15 protein-coding genes and 2 pseudogenes are annotated in these 17,111 nt (G+C 59.8%); 11 read left to right on the top strand and 6 right to left on the bottom strand.

Annotated features, from left to right (window positions below; translation table 11 throughout):
- Positions 1-61: 61 nt before the first annotated feature.
- Complete coding sequence (locus tag NTA49_RS02335) at positions 62-1,156, bottom strand: extracellular solute-binding protein (protein WP_261368065.1); 1,095 nt, start codon at positions 1,154-1,156, stop codon at positions 62-64.
- A gap of 111 nt (positions 1,157-1,267) precedes the next feature.
- Positions 1,268-2,323: an ABC transporter ATP-binding protein gene (locus tag NTA49_RS02330; protein ID WP_408637127.1), complete on the bottom strand. Its 1,056-nt coding sequence runs from the start codon at positions 2,321-2,323 to the stop codon at positions 1,268-1,270.
- Positions 2,324-2,639: 316 nt separating this feature from the next.
- Between NTA49_RS02330 and NTA49_RS02325 the strand changes: the two genes are divergently transcribed.
- Both NTA49_RS02325 and argE read left to right on the top strand, forming a co-directional pair.
- Positions 2,640-3,818 (top strand): M24 family metallopeptidase, encoded by a 1,179-nt coding sequence (locus NTA49_RS02325; protein WP_258293035.1) that lies wholly within the window; start codon positions 2,640-2,642, stop codon positions 3,816-3,818.
- The gene (argE, locus tag NTA49_RS02320) at positions 3,815-4,957 is read left to right on the top strand and encodes an acetylornithine deacetylase (protein WP_258293034.1); all 1,143 of its coding nucleotides are present in this window, start codon (positions 3,815-3,817) and stop codon (positions 4,955-4,957) included. Before NTA49_RS02325 ends, argE begins: the two co-directional genes overlap by 4 nt.
- A gap of 4 nt (positions 4,958-4,961) precedes the next feature.
- Here the strand turns inward: argE and NTA49_RS02315 are convergent, their stop codons facing one another.
- Positions 4,962-6,359 (bottom strand): aspartate aminotransferase family protein, encoded by a 1,398-nt coding sequence (locus tag NTA49_RS02315; RefSeq protein ID WP_258293033.1) that lies wholly within the window; start codon positions 6,357-6,359, stop codon positions 4,962-4,964.
- Between the two features lie 80 nt (positions 6,360-6,439).
- Positions 6,440-7,177 (bottom strand): GntR family transcriptional regulator, encoded by a 738-nt coding sequence (locus NTA49_RS02310; RefSeq protein WP_258293032.1) that lies wholly within the window; start codon positions 7,175-7,177, stop codon positions 6,440-6,442.
- Between the two features lie 123 nt (positions 7,178-7,300).
- On the opposite strand from NTA49_RS02310, the gene NTA49_RS02305 reads away from it, so the two are divergent.
- The 6 genes from NTA49_RS02305 to NTA49_RS02280 all read left to right on the top strand — a co-directional run bounded on the left by NTA49_RS02305 (position 7,301) and on the right by NTA49_RS02280 (position 14,011).
- A complete protein-coding gene (locus NTA49_RS02305) occupies positions 7,301-8,386 on the top strand; it encodes a polyamine ABC transporter substrate-binding protein (RefSeq protein WP_258293031.1) in 1,086 nt (361 codons plus the stop codon).
- A gap of 69 nt (positions 8,387-8,455) precedes the next feature.
- On the top strand, positions 8,456-9,580 hold the full coding sequence (locus NTA49_RS02300) for an ABC transporter ATP-binding protein (RefSeq protein WP_258293030.1): 1,125 nt from the start codon (positions 8,456-8,458) through the stop codon (positions 9,578-9,580).
- Positions 9,577-10,452 (top strand): ABC transporter permease subunit, encoded by an 876-nt coding sequence (locus tag NTA49_RS02295; protein ID WP_258293029.1) that lies wholly within the window; start codon positions 9,577-9,579, stop codon positions 10,450-10,452. Before NTA49_RS02300 ends, NTA49_RS02295 begins: the two co-directional genes overlap by 4 nt.
- Complete coding sequence (locus NTA49_RS02290) at positions 10,449-11,267, top strand: ABC transporter permease subunit (protein WP_258293028.1); 819 nt, start codon at positions 10,449-10,451, stop codon at positions 11,265-11,267. Before NTA49_RS02295 ends, NTA49_RS02290 begins: the two co-directional genes overlap by 4 nt.
- Complete coding sequence (locus NTA49_RS02285) at positions 11,264-12,577, top strand: NAD(P)/FAD-dependent oxidoreductase (RefSeq protein ID WP_258293027.1); 1,314 nt, start codon at positions 11,264-11,266, stop codon at positions 12,575-12,577. Before NTA49_RS02290 ends, NTA49_RS02285 begins: the two co-directional genes overlap by 4 nt.
- Positions 12,578-12,685: 108 nt before the next feature.
- Positions 12,686-14,011 carry a UDP-glucose dehydrogenase family protein gene (locus tag NTA49_RS02280; RefSeq protein WP_258293026.1) on the top strand — a complete coding sequence of 442 codons (1,326 nt, stop codon included), beginning with the start codon at positions 12,686-12,688 and terminating at the stop codon, positions 14,009-14,011.
- On the opposite strand, the pseudogene NTA49_RS02275 reads toward NTA49_RS02280, so the two are convergent.
- Positions 14,008-14,637 (bottom strand): annotated as a pseudogene (locus tag NTA49_RS02275) (flagellar hook capping FlgD N-terminal domain-containing protein); the annotation flags it as partial. The gene NTA49_RS02280 and the pseudogene NTA49_RS02275 overlap by 4 nt on opposite strands.
- Before the next feature lie 148 nt (positions 14,638-14,785).
- On the opposite strand from NTA49_RS02275, the gene NTA49_RS02270 reads away from it, so the two are divergent.
- From NTA49_RS02270 to NTA49_RS17160, 3 genes are all read left to right on the top strand, one after another.
- Positions 14,786-15,058 carry a rod-binding protein gene (locus NTA49_RS02270; RefSeq protein WP_261368102.1) on the top strand — a complete coding sequence of 91 codons (273 nt, stop codon included), beginning with the start codon at positions 14,786-14,788 and terminating at the stop codon, positions 15,056-15,058.
- Entirely contained in the window at positions 15,048-15,407 is a 360-nt protein-coding gene (locus NTA49_RS02265; protein WP_258293024.1) for a hypothetical protein, read from the top strand. Before NTA49_RS02270 ends, NTA49_RS02265 begins: the two co-directional genes overlap by 11 nt.
- 206 nt (positions 15,408-15,613) lie before the next feature.
- Complete coding sequence (locus NTA49_RS17160) at positions 15,614-15,778, top strand: flagellin N-terminal helical domain-containing protein (protein ID WP_332844276.1); 165 nt, start codon at positions 15,614-15,616, stop codon at positions 15,776-15,778.
- Here NTA49_RS17160 and NTA49_RS02260 read toward each other — a convergent pair.
- Positions 15,715-17,001: pseudogene (locus tag NTA49_RS02260) on the bottom strand (flagellar hook protein FlgE); the annotation flags it as partial. The gene NTA49_RS17160 and the pseudogene NTA49_RS02260 sit on opposite strands and share 64 nt — an antisense overlap.
- Positions 17,002-17,111: the final 110 nt, after the last annotated feature.

Below are 17,111 nucleotides of genomic sequence, written 5' to 3'. Positions count from 1 at the left end.
GCTTTGGAGGGTGGTGGGGGCCGGATGTGGCCCCCACCGAAGTCATGCAGTCAAGCGTGGCTTATTGGGCCAGCCACGATTGGAAGCGCGCGTCGATGTCGTCGCGATAGTCAGCCCAGAACATGTAGTTGTAGACGAACGTGTTCTTGGAGTTCTCGGGATCCGTCGGCATGTGCTGCTTCATGTTCTCGGGCACCAGAGGCGCCGAGGACTGACGTGCAGGACCGTAGGCGATGTAGTTTGCCTGGTCTGCCAGACGCTTGGTGTCTGTGGCGAAGTTCAGGAAGTGTTTGACACGTGCCAGGTCTGCGTCTTCCAGACCGGCGGGAATGATCCAGCCGTCAAGGTCGAACACCTGAGCGTCCCACATCATGCCAACGGGTTGGTCCTGCTCTTCGATGACCGAATACAGGCGACCGTTGTAGGTCGAACCCATGAAGATCTCGCCATCTGCCAGCAGCTGAGGCGTATCGGCACCGGCCGACCACCAGACAACGCTGTCCTTGATGGTGTCGAGCTTGGCCAGAGCCTGTTCCTGACCTTCGGCAGTTGCCAGAACGTCATAGACTTCGTCCTTGGCGACGCCGTCACAGAGCAGCGCCCATTCCATGTTGTTGATCGGACGCTTTTCCAGCGAACGCTTGCCCGGATATGTTTCCAGGTCGAAGACATCGCAGATTTCGTCGGGTGCATCGACACCTTCGGGCACCATGTCTGTGCGGTAGCCGAATGTTGTCGAATAGACGATCTGGGGAATGAAGCAGTCGGAGACGATCAGGTCACCGAAGTCATCTTCTGCCGCTGTACCGTCATCGCCTGCGGCGAGCAGTTCCTCGGGGTCGTATTCCATCGCCAGGCCTTCGTCGCACAGGCGGATGGCGTCAGCAGCAACAACATCGACCAGATCCCAGGTCACGTTGTCAGCTTCGTTCATGGCACGCAGTTTCGCCACAGCTTCGTTCGAGCTTTCGTCCCAAACAACTGTAACTTCCGGGTGCATTTCAACGTAGGGTTCCACGTATGCCTTGAGCTGGCTGTTCTGATAGGCGCCGCCCCAGGAAACGATGGTCATTTCGTTGGACATGTCTTGTGCAACGCCGACCGAAGCGGCGGCTGTCAGTGCAGAAGACGCAAGTAGCGTTTTCATCAAATTCATTGATAGTTCTCCCGTTTGTATGCCCAATTGGGTTTGGAGGCCATGATTGGGCTTGATCACAGCCTCATAGCGAGCGTGCCCCCGAAGGGATACGCCAGCCGTGCCGCAGACTTATGCGTCCAGCGCACGGCAATCTTCGGGCAACCAGCCGATTTCGATCTGGGTGCCGGGTGTCAGTCGCTCCTGGTCGGGTGCGTTCCGGGTCTTGATGACGAACTCGTCAGAACCGGCCACACGCAGACGGGTGCGGAAAATATCGCCCATGTAGATGAACTCGAGCACTTCGGCCTTAAGCGTCTTGGCGCCGGGCATCAGGCGGTCCTTGTTCATCTCGACCCGTTCTGGACGGATCGACACGCGGGTACGTTCGCCAACCTTGGTCACGTTGACCGGAACCGCGTCAATCAGATCACCGCCGTCCAGTTGCACCACGGCGGTGCCGTTGGAGATTTCCTTGATCTCGCCCATCAGCGTGTTGTTTTCGCCGATGAACTGCGCAACGAAGCTGTTTTCCGGCTTTTCATATAGCTGATCTGGCGGGGCAAGCTGCTGGATGCGGCCGTTTTCGAACACGGCGACCCGGTCGGACATCGTCAGCGCCTCTGTCTGGTCGTGGGTCACGTAGACCACTGTGATGCCCAGATCATGCGCCAGATTGGTGATTTCGAACTGCAGCGTCTCGCGCAGCTGCTTGTCGAGCGCGCCCAGCGGTTCGTCCATCAGGACCAGTTCGGGTTCGAACACCAGCGCCCGTGCCAGGGCGATCCGCTGTTGCTGGCCGCCTGACAACTGTGTGGGCCTGCGTCCGGCAAAGTCGTTCATCTGGACCATGCCAAGAGCGCGGTGGATTTTCTCCTCGCGCTGGGACTTGCCGATCTTGCGGACTTCCAGAGGGAAGGCCAGGTTTTCCGCGACAGTCATGTGCGGGAACAGCGCATAGTTCTGGAACACCATGCCGATGCCACGTTTGTGGGGCGGGATGTTGTTGATCGACGTTCCGCCGAGGCGGATGTCGCCGTGGGTTGCTGTTTCAAATCCCGCCAGCATCATCAGGCAAGTGGTCTTGCCCGATCCAGAGGGGCCAAGCATCGTAAGAAACTCGCCGCGCGGCATGGAAAGGTTCAAGTCTTTGACGACGAGGTTCACGCCGTCATAGCTTTTTTGCACGCGTTCGAACTCTACGAACGCCGCATCAGTCGATGTGTTAGCCAAATCCGGCTCCCTGATATTTATGACGACGGTGAACCCGCCTTGTTGATTGCAAGTAAAACGGTCGCAGCCCGGTATTGCAACCTGATTGCTGCAAAACAGTTGGTTGTGCCGTCAATGCAGGCAAATTTTCTGCTAAATCCTTGATAACAGGACAATGGCCTGCAAGTGGCGCCGCCTGTATTGTGTGCGTGGATCGCGGAATCGGTGAAAACCGGATAAGTGTTGCGTCGCAAGGCAACACCAAGCAAGTTCCTGAAAAGGGAGTACGCCCATGATTATTAAGCACTTGCCATTCACGACAGAGGAATACGACCGCCGCATTTCTCTGGTGCGCGGCGCCATGGATGCGGCCGGGATCGACACCCTGTTCGTGACCGACCCCAGCAACCAGGCGTGGCTTACCGGATACGACGGATGGTCATTTTATGTGCACCAGGGCGTGATCCTGCGTTTGGAGGGCGATCCGATCTGGTGGGGGCGGCGTCAGGACGCGAGCGGGGCGCGGCGCACCGTGTGGATGGATGACGACCATGTGCGCGGCTACGAGGACCATTTCGTACAGTCGACCGAGCGCCACCCGATGCAGGAGTTGGCAGGAATATTGCAAGAACTGGGTGCCAAGCGCATCGGCGTTGAGATGGACAACTATTACTTCTCCGCCAAGGCGTTCGCGGTGATGCAGGCGGGTCTGCCCGACGCCAAGTTTTCGGATGCCACCGCGATGGTGAACTGGAAACGCGCGGTCAAGTCCGAGCCGGAGCTGGACTATATGCGCAACGCGGCACGTATCTCGGAGAAGATCGTGGATGGTTTGCTTGAGCGGGTCGAACCCGGCGTGCCCAAGAACGAAGTCGTGGCCGAGATCTATCGGGATGCGGTGCGCGGCGTCGTGGGGGCGTGGGGCGATTACCCTGCGATCGTGCCGCTGCTGCCCTCGGGCACCGACGCCGCAGCGCCGCACCTGACATGGGATGGCCGTCCGTTCGAGACAGGCGAGGCGACGTTCTTCGAGATTTCAGGCTGTTACCGCCGTTATCACGCGCCGTTCTGCCGGTCGTTGTTCCTGGGCACTCCGCCTGATTTCCTGAAACGGGCCGAGGCGGCATTGGTCGAAGGGCTGGAGGCGGGTCTGGAAGCCGCCCGTGCGGGAAACCGCGCTTGCGATATCGCAAATGCGCTGGCTGCCCCGCTTGAGGCGGCAGGCATCGAGCGGGGCGAGCGCTGCGGCTATCCCATCGGGCTCAGCTATCCGCCAGACTGGGGCGAACGCACGATTTCGTTGCGGGTCAGTGACGAGACGGTGCTGGAGCCGAACATGACCTTTCATTTCATGCCGGGCCTGTGGATGGCCGACTGGGGGCTTGAGATCACCGAAAGCATTCGCATCACCGAAGACGGCGCGGCAGAGTGTTTCTGTGACCGCCCGCGCAAGATGTTCGTGAAGCCATGAGCCTGCGCGAAACCGTCGAGCTTCTCGACCAGTTGATCGCGATGCCCACGGTGTCGGCGGACAGCAACATGGCGATGATCGCCGAACTGGCGCACCGGCTGGAAGCTGCGGGTGCGCGCACGGATGTGATGCTGGCGCCCTGCGGCACCAAGGCGAACCTGTGGGCCAGTATCGGTCCAGATGCGCCGGGCGGGCTGCTGCTGAGCGGTCATACGGATGTGGTGCCGGTCACTGATCAGGACTGGAGTTCCGATCCGTTTCAGATGCGCGAGGCCGATGGTCGCCTCTATGGGCGCGGCACCTGCGACATGAAGGGGTTCATCGCCGCCGCCGTGGTGATGGCGAGCAAGGTTCAGGCGCAAAAGCCGGTGCATTTCGCGTTCACCTATGACGAAGAGGTCGGCTGCATCGGTGCGCAGGCACTGATCCCCGAACTTCAGGCGCGTGGGTTGCAGCCGAAGATGGCCGTGATCGGAGAGCCGACGGGCATGCGGGTGATCGAGGGCCACAAGGGCTGCTGCGAATATACCACGCATTTTACCGGGCTTGAGGGGCATGGCAGCGATCCGGGCCGCGGCGTGAATGCTGCCGAATACGCGGTGCGCTATGTGACCCGGTTGATGGAACTGCGCGGCGACCTGATGGCGCGGGCCCCTGCCGCCAGCCGCTATCAGCCGCCTTGGACCACGATCAACATCGGGCGCGTATCCGGTGGCGTGGCGCACAACGTCATCGCAGGAAAGGCCGAGGTGGACTGGGAAATGCGCCCCGTCGTTCAGGACGATGCGCATTTCGTAAGGCAATCCATCGAAGCCTTTGTAGAGACCGAAATGCTGCCGATGATGCGCGCGATCCATGCGCAGGCCGATATCCGCACCGAAACGATCGGAGAGATTGTCGGGCTGGAACCGATGGACGTGAACACGGCCCGCGATGTGCTGATGGATCTCCTGGGCACGAACAGCGCCGAACTGGTCCCTTTCGGCACCGAAGCGGGGCTGTTTCAGCAGATGGGGATGGACGTGGTGGTCTGCGGGCCGGGACATATTGCCCAGGCCCACAAGCCTGACGAGTTTGTGGCGATAGATCAGTTGGAGACCTGTCTGGCCATGTTAGAGCCGCTTATGACAGGCGCCTGACGGATCAGGACGCCGGTTTGAACAGGCCCTGTTCCTTGATCTGCGCATAGGATTCGTCGAGCGCCTTTCGCGCGCGTTTGCCCATCTCGGCGATCTCTTCCGGCGTGATAATCAGCGGCGGCGAGATGACCATGCGGTCATAGACGTGGCGCATGATCAGGTTGTTCGCAAAGCTGCGCTCGCGCGTCATGAAGCCCGCAGTGCCCGCATCGGCAGCAAACTTGGCGCGGCTGTCCTTGTCGGGGGTCAGGGCCAGTGACGCCATCATGCCAACGATCTTGGTCTCGCCGACCATCGGGTGATCGCCAAGGCTGTGCCACATTTCGGCGAGTGCAGGGGCGGCCACATCGCGGACATGGTCAAGGATGTTCTCGTCTTCCAGAATGCGGAGGTTCTCCAGCGCGACGGCGCTGGCGACCGGGTGGCCGGAATAGGTGTACCCGTGGTTGAACTCGCAGGCGTTCAAGACCTCGGCCACTTCATCCGACACGATCGACCCACCGATGGGCTGATATCCCGACGACAGACCCTTGGCGATGGTCATGATGTCGGGCTTGATCCCCACGGTGGTCGATCCGAACCACTCGCCTGTCCGGCCAAAACCGCAGATGACCTCGTCAGCGATCAGCAGGATTTCGTATTTATCGCAGATGCGCTGAATCTCAGGCCAATATGTCGATGGCGGCACAATCACACCGCCGGCGCCCTGAATAGGCTCTGCGATGAAGGCCGCGATGCGGTCCTCGCCCATTGCCAGAATGGCCTGCTCAAGCTGCTGCGCGCGCTCCAGGCCGAATTCCTCGGGTGTGCTGTTGCCACCTTCGGCCCACCAGTTCGGCTGGTCGATGTGGTGAATGTCGGGGATCGGCAGGCCGCCCTGTTCGTGCATCGGGGTCATGCCGCCCAGGCTGCCCGAACCCACGGACGATCCGTGATAGGCATTCTTGCGGCTGATGATGATCGACTTTGACGGTTTGCCCTTTTGCGCCCAGTAGGTGCGGACCATGCGGATGTTGGTGTCGTTCGCCTCCGAGCCCGATCCCGCGAAAAATACCTGGTTCAGGTGCGCGGGCGCCAGTTCCGCGATCTTCGCGGCCAATGCGATCACCGGCGCGTGTGACGTCATGAAAAACGTGTTGTAGAACGGCAATTCGCGCATCTGGCGCGCGGCCACGTCTGCCAGTTCGCCCCGACCATAGCCGATGTTGACGCACCACAGGCCCGCCATACCGTCCATGATCTGATTGCCTTCGCTGTCGGTCAGAAAGACGCCATCCGCCCGTGTGATGATGCGCGCGCCCTTCGCCGCCAGCTCGTTGTTGGTGGTGAAGGGGTGCATGTGATGGGCAGCGTCCAGCGCCTGCAATTCGGCGGTGGGCAGATGGTTGGTGATGGCAGCCATGACGGTGTCCTTTTCATCCGAAATGAAGTTGCATGCAGAATATGATCAAATTCGGAAGTGTCAATCAGGCAGGCGGCGAATCATCGTGTTGCATGGTCTTCTGACAGCGCGGTTCTGACCTGAAGCATGCCCTGGCGGATGTCCTCGGCGATGGCCTCGCGTGCCGTATCCGCGTGCCGCAGGTTCAGCGCTTCCAGCAGTTCGGCGTGTTTGTCGGGCAGGTTCGAGGTTCCGAACCGTCCGCACACCACCCGGAGCGATGGCCCGAACCGCAGCCAGAGCGCGTCGGCGGATTGCGCCAGAATGGGGGCATTGGCAAGGGCATAGAACGCCGTGTGAAAGGCATGGTTCAGCCGCAGATACCCACTGACATCGCCGGTTGAAATCGCGTGATTCAGGCCATGGTCGATGGCCGTCAGCGTTGCGATATCGTCGTCGGTGACGTGTGCGGTTGCGCGAAACGCCAGCTCCGGTTCCAGATTTAGGCGCATGAATTCAAGCTGTTCAAGCGTATGAAGGTCCAGAACCGGCACCGATGCACGGCGGTTGCCCTGCATGACCAGCGCCCCCTCGGCTGTCAGCTTGCGGATCGCCTCGCGCACGGGGGTCATCCCCGCGTCCAGCAGTGCCGTCAGACCCTGGATCGTGATCGGCTGACCGGGTGCCAGATCACCGAACAGGATCGCATCACGCATCCTGGCATAGACCGCCTGATGCGCCGGAGTTTTGGCCACCATGGTCTCGGGCGTGGCCTGATTTTTCACTGCCTCATTTTTCAGCGATGCGTTCATTCCTAAAATCTCTTTCTGGTCCCGCATTGGCGAACCGCTTGCACGGTTCCCTTTGCCATGAAACCATAAAACATCTTGCCGCAAAGGGCAAAACTTGATCAAATTACCCCAAGCCGGGATCAACCCGGTCGGATGAACGGGAGAATTACGATGACTAAGACAATGCTTAGCACAGTCGCGGCCCTGGCTGTCACCGCCACCTCGGCAATGTCCGAAGAAGTGCGCGTTTACAACTGGTCCGACTATATCGACGAAAGTCTGCTGCAACAATTCGAGGAAGAAACAGGCATTGACCTGATCTATGACGTTTTTGACAGCAACGAGGTTCTGGAGACCAAGATGCTGGCCGGATCGTCCGGCTATGACGTCGTCGTGCCATCCGGCACCTTCCTGCAACGTCAGATCAGCGCGGGCGCATTTCAGAAGCTGGACAAGTCGCAGCTGCCAAACCTGGACAACATGTGGGACGTGATCAGCGACCGCGTTGGCAAATACGACCCCGGTAACGAATACGCGATCAACTACATGTGGGGCACCACCGGCATCGGGGTGAACATCGACAAGGTCAAGGAAGTGCTGGGCGAAGACGCGCCCGTCGATTCGCTGGCATTGGTGTTCGACCCCGCCAACATGGAAAAATTGCAGTCCTGTGGCGTGCATTTCCTGGACGCCCCGGTCGAGCTGATCCCCGCCGCGTTGAACTACATCGGTGAAGACCCCGACGCACAGGATGCCGAGACCATCGAAAAGGCCGAGCCGGTCCTGTCCGCGGTCGCGCCTTATGTGCAGAAATTCCACAGTTCGGAATACATCAACGCGCTGGCAAACGGCGACATCTGCGTGGCCGTCGGCTGGTCGGGTGACATCCTGCAGGCGCGCGACCGTGCCGCCGAGGCCGACAATGGCGTGAACATCGAATACTACGCGCCTAAAGAGGGTGCTCTGATGTGGTTCGACAACATGGCGATCCCGGTCGACGCACCGAACCCCGAAGGCGCGCACAAGTTCCTGAACTTTATCATGGACGCACAGAACATGGCCGCGGCGTCGAACTATGTCTATTACGCCAACGGCAACAAGGCGAGCCAGGAGTTCTTGGTCGAGGACGTGATCGGCGACACGGCGATCTATCCCGATGCCGAGACGCTGGAAAATCTCTATACCACCTCGCCTTATGACGCGAGAACCCAGCGTACCGTCACGCGCATGTGGACCAAGGTCAAATCCGGCACCTGAAGCCTGATTTCGGGGCGCAATCATCGGGGTTGCGCCCCCACTTCCCTCTGATTTCTGTGAGGACCGATTTTGGCCCAGACCGTATTCGCCCCTTGGGACGATCCGCAACAAAAGCCTCTGATCCAGTTTGTGAACGTGACCAAGCGCTTTGGTGATTTCGTTGCAATCGACAACCTGACACAGGATATCTACGAAAAAGAATTCTTCGCGCTGCTTGGCCCCTCGGGCTGTGGCAAGACCACGATGATGCGCATGCTTGCGGGTTTCGAGGCACCGACTGAAGGGTCCATTCTGCTGTCGGGCAAGGACATTGCCGGGGTGCCGCCGAACAAGCGCGCGGTCAACATGATGTTCCAATCCTATGCGTTGTTTCCGCATCTTTCGGTCTGGGACAATATCGCCTTTGGTCTGCGCCGCTCGGCCATGGGCAAGGACGAGATTGCCGCCCGCGTCGAGGAAATGCTGACGCTGACCCGTCTGGGCAAGTTCGGTCGCCGCAAGCCGCACCAGATTTCGGGCGGCCAACGCCAGCGTGTCGCCCTTGCGCGGTCTCTGGCCAAGGCTCCGAAACTGTTGCTGCTGGACGAACCGCTGGGCGCGCTGGACAAGAAGCTGCGTCAAGACACGCAGTTTGAACTTATGGACATTCAGGAAACCACGGGCACCACTTTCGTCATCGTGACCCACGATCAGGAAGAGGCGATGACCGTCGCCAGCCGCGTGGCCGTGATGGACGAGGGGCGCATCATTCAGGTGGCGACCCCCGAAAAGATCTATGAGGCGCCAAACAGTGTCTACGTGGCCGATTTCATCGGTGACGTGAACATTCTGGAAGGCACCGCCAAGGCCAATGGTGATGAAAGTTATGCGGTCGATTGGGGCAACAGCGTACCGGCCATCGCCGCCAGCCAGCGCCCGTTCAGTGACGGGCAAAAAGCGCATCTGGCAATCCGCCCCGAGAAGATCGCGATCAGCGCCGAACGTCCCGCCGATGCCGTGAACGCGGTACAAGGCAAGGTGCTGGACATCGCCTATCTGGGCAACCTCAGCACCTATCACGTCGAACTGCCCACTGGTCAGGTGATCAAGGCGCAATCCGCCAACACGCGCCGCGTCTCGCGCCGCGCTTATACGTGGGAAGACCCCGTCTGGCTGAGCTGGAGCGCCACCGCCGGCGTGTTGTTGGAAGCGTGAGACGCTTTGTCCTCATAGCGGTTCCGTATCTGTGGCTGCTGGCGCTGTTTCTGGTGCCCTTTGCCATCGTGTTCAAGATTTCGCTGTCGGACATCGCCCTTGCGATCCCGCCCTATACACCGACGCTCAAGGACGGTCTGGGCGCGCTGCTGGCCGGGCTGGACTTTGAAAACTTCGTCTTCCTGACCCAGGATGACCTCTATTGGAAGGCCTATGTCAGCTCGCTGCAGATTGCGTTTATCTCGACCCTCGTGACATTGCTGGTCGGGTATCCGATGGCCTATGCCATGGCGCGCGCCCCCGAAGAATGGCGCGCCACGTTGATGATGCTGGTGATCCTGCCCTTCTGGACCTCGTTCCTGATCAGGGTCTATGCTTGGGTGGGCATTCTGAGCACCGAAGGGTTCCTGAACCAGTTGTTGCTCTGGCTCGGCGTGATCAATGAACCGCTGACGATCCTGAACACCAACTGGGCGGTCTATATCGGGATCGTCTATACCTATCTGCCTTTCATGATCCTGCCGATCTATGCCGCAATCGAACGGCTGGACGAAAGCCTGATCGAAGCTGCCGAGGACCTTGGCTGTTCAAGGTTGCAGGCGTTCTGGCTGGTGACGATCCCGCTGTCGCGCAATGGTATCGTGGCGGGCTGTTTTCTGGTCTTCATCCCGGCGCTGGGCGAATTCGTCATTCCGTCCCTGTTGGGCGGATCAGGGACGCTTATGATCGGCAAGGTCCTGTTCGAAGAGTTCTTCTCCAACCGTGATTGGCCGGTCGCAAGTGCCGTCGCCGTGATCCTGCTGCTGATCCTGATCATCCCGATCATCCTGTTCCAGCGCAACGAGCAGCGCCAGCAGGAGGCAGAACAATGAACCGTCTCAGCCCCTTCAACGTGGTCAGCCTGACGTTCGGCTTTGCCTTTCTCTATCTGCCGATGCTGATCCTGGTGATCTTCAGCTTCAACGAATCCAAATTGGTGACAGTCTGGGCCGGTTTTTCGACCCAATGGTACGGCACGCTGTTCCAGAACGAGGCGTTCCTTGACGCGGCCTGGGTCACGCTGAAGGTGGCGGTCATGTCGTCCACCCTGGCCACCGTTCTGGGCACGATGGCCGCCTATGTGCTGGTGCGCGGTGGTCGTTTCATGGGGCGCACGCTGTTTTCCGGCATGATCTATGCGCCGCTGGTGATGCCCGAAGTGATCACCGGCCTGTCACTGCTCTTGCTGTTCATCGGCATCGGCATGGACCGCGGCGTCATGACGATTGTGCTGGCGCACACCACGTTTTCCATGTGTTTCGTGTCGGTCGTGGTCTCGTCACGCCTGTCCACATTCGACCGCTCGCTGGAAGAGGCGGCATTGGATCTGGGGGCATCGCAATTTGACGCGTTCCGTCTGGTGACATTGCCGATCATCGCACCTGCGGTCATTTCCGGATGGTTGCTGGCCTTCACGCTCAGCCTGGATGATCTGGTGATCGCGTCATTTACAACCGGTCCGGCTGCGACCACATTGCCGATGAAGATATGGTCGTCCGTGCGACTGGGTGTCTCGCCCGAGATCAACGCGCTGTCGTCGATCCTGATCGGGATCGTATCGGTTGGCGTGATCACCGCTTCGTTACTGTCGAAACGCCACGCCGTGCGCGTGCGCCGGGAAGAACAGGCGGCACAGAGGGTCACGTGAAACGTATTTATTCCGACTTTGCCTATGGCTGCGGCCCGAGGGATGGATGCTGGTGGGACAATACCTGCGATCTGCCCAAATTCCCCTCATTAGAGATTGATATCTCCTGCGACGTGGCCATCGTCGGCGGCGGCTTTACCGGCCTGTCCGCCGCGCTGCACCTGGCGCAGGCGGGCGTCGATGTCGTCGTACTCGAAGCACATCACATCGGCTGGGGCGCGTCGGGGCGCAATGGCGGGTTTTGCTGTCTCGGCGGGGCCCGCATGGACGACGCAGGGCTGGACAAACGTTTTGGCCGCGACGGACGGCTGCAATACCGCAAGGCCGAACGCGACGCGATCACGCTGGTCGAGCGGATTGCCGAAAGCCACGGCATCGACATCGACCGCCATTCCAAAGGCGAAACCGAATTGGCGCATCGGCCCAAGGACATGGACGATCTGCGCCGTGCCGCCGATGCGGTAGCCGAAAACCACGGGGTCGAAGCAGAGATTATCGCAAAGAAAGATCTGCCCGATCACGGGTTGGCCGGTCCGTTTCATGGTGCCCTGACGACGCCCATCGGCTTTGGCCTGAACCCGCGCAAATACATTGCAGGGCTGGCAAGGGCGGCGCGGGATGCCGGTGCGCGGATCTATGAAAAAGCCCAGGTTCAGAGCCTGAACAAGGCGCAGCACTGGATCCTGGATACCGGGCGCAAGGTCACGGCGGATCAGGTCGTGATCGCGACGAACGGCTATTCATCTGATGATCTGCCCGCCTGGCTGGCGGGCCGCTACATGCCCAGCCAGTCGAACGTGATCGTAACCCGTCCGCTGACCCCGCAGGAACAGGAAGACGCCGGTTGGACCAGCGATCAGGCCTGCTATGACACGCGCAACCTGCTGCATTATTTTCGCAAGATGCCGGATGGCCGCTTTCTGTTCGGCATGCGCGGCGGTCTGACCTCCAACCCCGGCGCCGAAGCCCGCGCCCGGCAGCGCGCCCGACAGGACTTCGAAACCATGTTTCCCGCCTGGCGTCACGTTGAAACGGCGCACAGCTGGTCGGGCATGGTTTGCATCGCGCGCGACATGGTGCCCTTTGTCGGGGCCGTGCCGGATCAAACGGGCCTCTTTGTCAGCATGTGTTATCACGGTAACGGCGTCGCGATGGGAACCTACGCAGGCAAGCAGATTGCGGGGCTGATTGCCGGTCACGGCGATGTGCCCGTGGCGATGGCGCAGCCGCTGTCAAAGTTTCCGCTGGGCCAGTTTCGCCGCGCCGTCATGCCTGCCGCCTATGCAGGCTTCATGCTGGCCGATCTGTGACGCAACTGCGTCGATTGCCGTCAAATGCGCGGTCGGTGGCACCGCGGAGTTGACAGGTTGCCCTGCACCTCGCATCCCGAAGGCGAGTAAAATCGCAAAGGTGCTGGCATGAAAATCGCAATGATCGGAACCGGATATGTCGGTCTGGTTTCGGGGGTTTGTTTCTCGGACTTCGGGCATGATGTCGTCTGCGTCGACAAGGACCCGAAGAAAATCGAAATGCTGGAACGCGGCGAAGTGCCGATCTACGAGCCTGGCCTTGACGATCTGATGGCCAAGAACGTCGCCGCCGGGCGTCTGTCGTTTACCGGCGATCTCAAAAGCGCCGTCGACGGGGCCGAAGCGGTCTTTATCGCTGTCGGAACACCGACACGACGCGGGGACGGTCACGCCGACCTGACCTATGTGATGGCGGCGGCTGCTGAAATCGCAGATGCGCTGACCGGCTATGCGGTGATCGTGACCAAATCCACGGTGCCTGTCGGGACCAACCGGCAGGTGAAACAGGTGGTGCAAAGAGCCAAACCTGACGCTGATTTCGATGTCGCCAGCAATCCTGAATTCCTGCGCGAAGGGGCGGCGATAGATGACTTCATGCGACCTGACCGCGTGGTTGTGGGTGTTCAGAATGAACGGGCCGGCGAAGTCATGAACCAGATCTACCGCCCGCTCTATCTGCGCGATTTCCCGATCATGACGACCGATCTGGAAAGCGCCGAGATGATAAAATATGCCGCCAACGCGTTTCTCGCGACCAAGATCACCTTTATCAACGAGATTGCGGCGCTCTGCGAACGCACTGGCGCGGACGTGAAAATCGTGTCGCAGGGCATGGGGCTGGACGGACGCATCGGTAACAAGTTCCTGCACGCAGGCCCCGGATATGGCGGCAGCTGCTTTCCCAAGGATACCCAGGCGCTGGCGCGGATGGGTCAGGACCATTCGATACCGATGCAGCTGACCGAGACGGTGATCAAGGTCAACGACGAGATCAAGCGCCGGATGATCGACAAGGTCGTCGATATCTGCGGCGGCAAGGTCAACGGCAAGATCATCACCGTTCTGGGCGTGACCTTCAAACCGAACACCGACGACATGCGCGACAGCCCGTCCCTAACCATCGTGCCGGCACTGGTCGGTGGCGGCGCCAGAGTGCGCGTGGTCGACCCTCAGGGCCGCCGCGAAGGCGAAGCATTGCTGCCCGGCGTGAACTGGTTCGAGGACGTCTACAAAGCAACCCAGAACGCCGACGCCGTAGTGATCCTGACCGAATGGAACGAGTTCCGCGCGCTGGACCTCAAGCGGATTGCTAAGCGTATGGCCACCCCTGTCATGGCGGATTTGCGGAACGTCTATTCGCAAAAAGACGCGAAGCGCGCCGGGTTCGAGGCCTATATCTCGATCGGTCGTACGGACTATGGGTTGGATCGCTAGGCAGCTTCGCGCAGCCCGGTCACGTCGTCGGTCAGAACCGCCAATCCGCCCCTTAGGATCAGGATGGTTTGGCCCTCCTCGATCCGTGCTTCGGTGACGCGTCCATAGGACTGGGCGCGTTCGGACAACAACAACTCGTCTCCCTTGAAGCTTTCGATTTCAAATGTGTAGGTGCCGGTTGGAAAGGTGGACCCGTTCAGCCCGGCTACTCCTTGCCACTCGACCGAATCGTTCGAGACCGGGATACCCTGACGCTGCACTTCGTTGCCTTGGGTGTCGTAAACCACAAGATATGCCGTATCGGCGGCCGTCAGAGGCCTTGGCGCGACACTGACCGGTGTGCCGTCAAAATGGGCAGGGGCATAAGACAGCGCCTCCATCCCGATCCAGCCGGACAGGGTGGCCACGCTGGCCTGTGTCGGCGTCCCTGTCTGAAGTGCGGCACTGAGCATCCGTAACAGATCGTTGGTCTGCACCTGCTGTTCGACCATCGAGAATTGCGCCAGCTGGGCTGCGTAATCCGAACTGTCCATCGGCTCCAGCGGGTCCTGATACCGGGCCTGAGTGGTCATCATCTTGAGAAAGGTTTCGAAATCCGAAGACACCAGCGCCGCAGCCTTATCAGAGACTGATCTACTGCACGATACCTCCGGGAGTTCTTCCGCGTTCGTCTCTTATGCCTGTCGATGGTTACCGCTTCTTTACTGGTCATCGGCAATAGTCGGAAAAATAGGATGCATTTGAAAGGAACACTTCGTGCAAGTGACACCAGACATGATCGGCGGTGCAAAATTGCGCGCCCCTGCGGTGAAAGCCGACACCGAATTGCGTGCCGTCGCAGACCAGCTTGAGGCGAGTTTTCTGACGGAAATGCTGAAATCCGCCGGGTTGGGCAAGTCACGCGACAGCTTTGGGGGCGGCGCGGGCGAGGACCAGTTTTCGTCGTTCCTGGTACAGGCACAGGCGGAAAAAATGGTTGCCGCAGGGGGAATCGGATTGAGCGAATCGCTTTTTAACGCATTGAAAGGCCGCACCCGTGAAGGATGAGCCGACAGAAGATGCGCTGAACGCGCTGAATGATCTGCTGGACCAGGAACGCCAGGCGTTGCTTGAGGGGAACCTTGACCGGATCGCGCGCACGTTGGACCTGAAACAGAGCCTGATCGCGCAGTTGGACGCGCAGGACGTGACCGACCGTCCGTCGCTTGAGGCGCTGCAGGCCAAGGTCGCGCGCAATCAATCGCTGCTGACTGCCGCGCTTGACGGGCTGCGCGCCGTGACACGCAGGCTGGCCACCATGCGCCGGATACGCAGTTCACTAGATACCTACGATTCGCACGGACAGAAAAACGCCATCGCCTTGGCGCCAACCCGGTCGGTTGAAAAGCGCGCTTAGGTGTTTGATTCAAATTCAGCGCAAGAGGGTGTCCTGAATTAGCACTACGTTAGGTGTTGGCGGCGATCTTGTACCTGCATCCGAAACACGGGTGGCGCAACTCAGCCAAGCTGAAATTGCAGATGTCAGAATGACTTGTTTTGTCCGTCCCAACGGGGGGCGGGACGTAACCTGACGCAAAGCGTCACGACATAAGGAACACGTTCATGTCGAGCATCAATACAAACAACAGCGCAATGGTTGCGCTGCAGACTCTGAAATCCATCAACAGCAACCTTGCCAAGACCCAAGGCGAGATTTCGACTGGCAAATCGGTTGCAACGGCCAAGGACAACTCTACCGTCTGGATCACCTTGGCGTTGGAGGAATAGGCCCGCTGCGTGCGGATCATCGCGGTCAGTTCGGTGGCCACATCGACAGTCGATTCTTCGCGGGCAAATGATTTCAGATCCCCGGTCGGCCCTTGGCCTGCGTCCCACAGAAAATATGGGCCGCTTTCATTCGAAGGTTTGTAGGTCTGTGAATCCAGCGCGATCAAACCGCCTGGGTTCGGGATATCGACCAGCGGAATCTGGTAGAGAACGCTGTTCACGCCCGTGTCGAAGATCGCTTTGACAAAGCCGTTGGCGTCCACCTCTACCGAGACCATGTTGCCGACCGGGCTTCCGTCCTTGTCGATTGCAATGGGAGCAAATGTGTCCGACAGTTGCACCAGGCCCTCGTTGTCGCCCAAGGCGCCGATGTTGAACGAAATCGGCCCGCCGGCCACGTCGACCACCACCTCGCCTGTCACTGGGTCATGTGCGCCGCCAAGGACGGTTGTAACCGATGCAATGGTGCCGCCACCGGTGCGGGTATCGTTGAAGGTGACGACGTATTCTCCGATCAGCGCATTGGCCTGGGCCGAATCGCGCAATGTGACGGTCCATTCGTTCGAGCTGCCCGTCGCGGGCACGGTGGGTGTGAATTCCAGCGCGATGCTGCGCGAGATGCCCAGATTGTCGAAGTATTCGACCGACAGATTCTGGGTTTCGCCCGCGGACCCGGCCACGGTCGACGTTGCGGGCAGGTTCAGGCCCATGGAAATTTGCGTGGTCGGATCACCGCTTAGGTTCAGGGAAAATCGGATCGGCTCCAGGCCGTCACTTGTATCGCGCGAAAAGGCGGGAATGCTGCCGTCATTGTTTGCAGGCCATCCCATCAGCACAAGGTCGGTTTCATTGGCCAGATAGCCATCCTCGTCGATGCGGAACGACCCCGTGGTTGCCAGCATCATCTCGGGGGTGTTGTCGCCCAACACGCTTGCCTTCGAGGTGACGGGCAGCATGCCGCGCCCGGTCACGGCCAGATCGGTGGCATTGGACGTGTTGACCAGAGAGCCGCTTTCCCCGACCAGCCGTTGGGTCGACGCCCGCACGCCCCCCGCCGTATAGGATGCGCCTGAATTCGCCAGGACCAGCGAATTGAAATCGGTGATCACCCGCTTGTATCCAAAGGTGCTCGAGTTTGCGATGTTGTCGGAAATCGACCCAAGCCGCGTCGCATTGGATTGCAAACCCGAAATCCCTGCGTTGAGCGATGAAGAAATTGTCATGGATACGCCTTTCTGCTGCATCAGAACCAAGTTGCTGCAACAGATAGGCGCGCTGTGCTTAACACCGCGCTAACAGATAAAATCCACCCTATTTGACCAGGCTCCCCGAC

Source organism: Pseudosulfitobacter koreensis (assembly GCF_024733015.1).
GTDB lineage: Bacteria > Pseudomonadota > Alphaproteobacteria > Rhodobacterales > Rhodobacteraceae > Pseudosulfitobacter > Pseudosulfitobacter koreensis.
The sequence above is the reverse complement of the archived record's forward strand: the minus strand, read 5'-3'. Positions and strand labels throughout refer to the sequence as shown.

What these genes read in the sequence shown, in the direction of transcription:
- NTA49_RS02315 (WP_258293033.1), bottom strand. Translation starts at nt 6,359, where the DNA reads ATGGCTGCCATCACCAACCATCTGCCCACCGCCGAATTGCAGGCGCTG.
- NTA49_RS02305 (WP_258293031.1), top strand. Translation starts at nt 7,301, where the DNA reads ATGACTAAGACAATGCTTAGCACAGTCGCGGCCCTGGCTGTCACCGCC.
- NTA49_RS02325 (WP_258293035.1), top strand. Translation starts at nt 2,640, where the DNA reads ATGATTATTAAGCACTTGCCATTCACGACAGAGGAATACGACCGCCGC.
- NTA49_RS02290 (WP_258293028.1), top strand. Translation starts at nt 10,449, where the DNA reads ATGAACCGTCTCAGCCCCTTCAACGTGGTCAGCCTGACGTTCGGCTTT.
- NTA49_RS02280 (WP_258293026.1), top strand. Translation starts at nt 12,686, where the DNA reads ATGAAAATCGCAATGATCGGAACCGGATATGTCGGTCTGGTTTCGGGG.
- NTA49_RS02310 (WP_258293032.1), bottom strand. Translation starts at nt 7,177, where the DNA reads ATGCGGGACCAGAAAGAGATTTTAGGAATGAACGCATCGCTGAAAAAT.
- NTA49_RS02270 (WP_261368102.1), top strand. Translation starts at nt 14,786, where the DNA reads ATGATCGGCGGTGCAAAATTGCGCGCCCCTGCGGTGAAAGCCGACACC.
- argE (WP_258293034.1), top strand. Translation starts at nt 3,815, where the DNA reads ATGAGCCTGCGCGAAACCGTCGAGCTTCTCGACCAGTTGATCGCGATG.
- NTA49_RS17160 (WP_332844276.1), top strand. Translation starts at nt 15,614, where the DNA reads ATGTCGAGCATCAATACAAACAACAGCGCAATGGTTGCGCTGCAGACT.
- NTA49_RS02335 (WP_261368065.1), bottom strand. Translation starts at nt 1,156, where the DNA reads ATGAATTTGATGAAAACGCTACTTGCGTCTTCTGCACTGACAGCCGCC.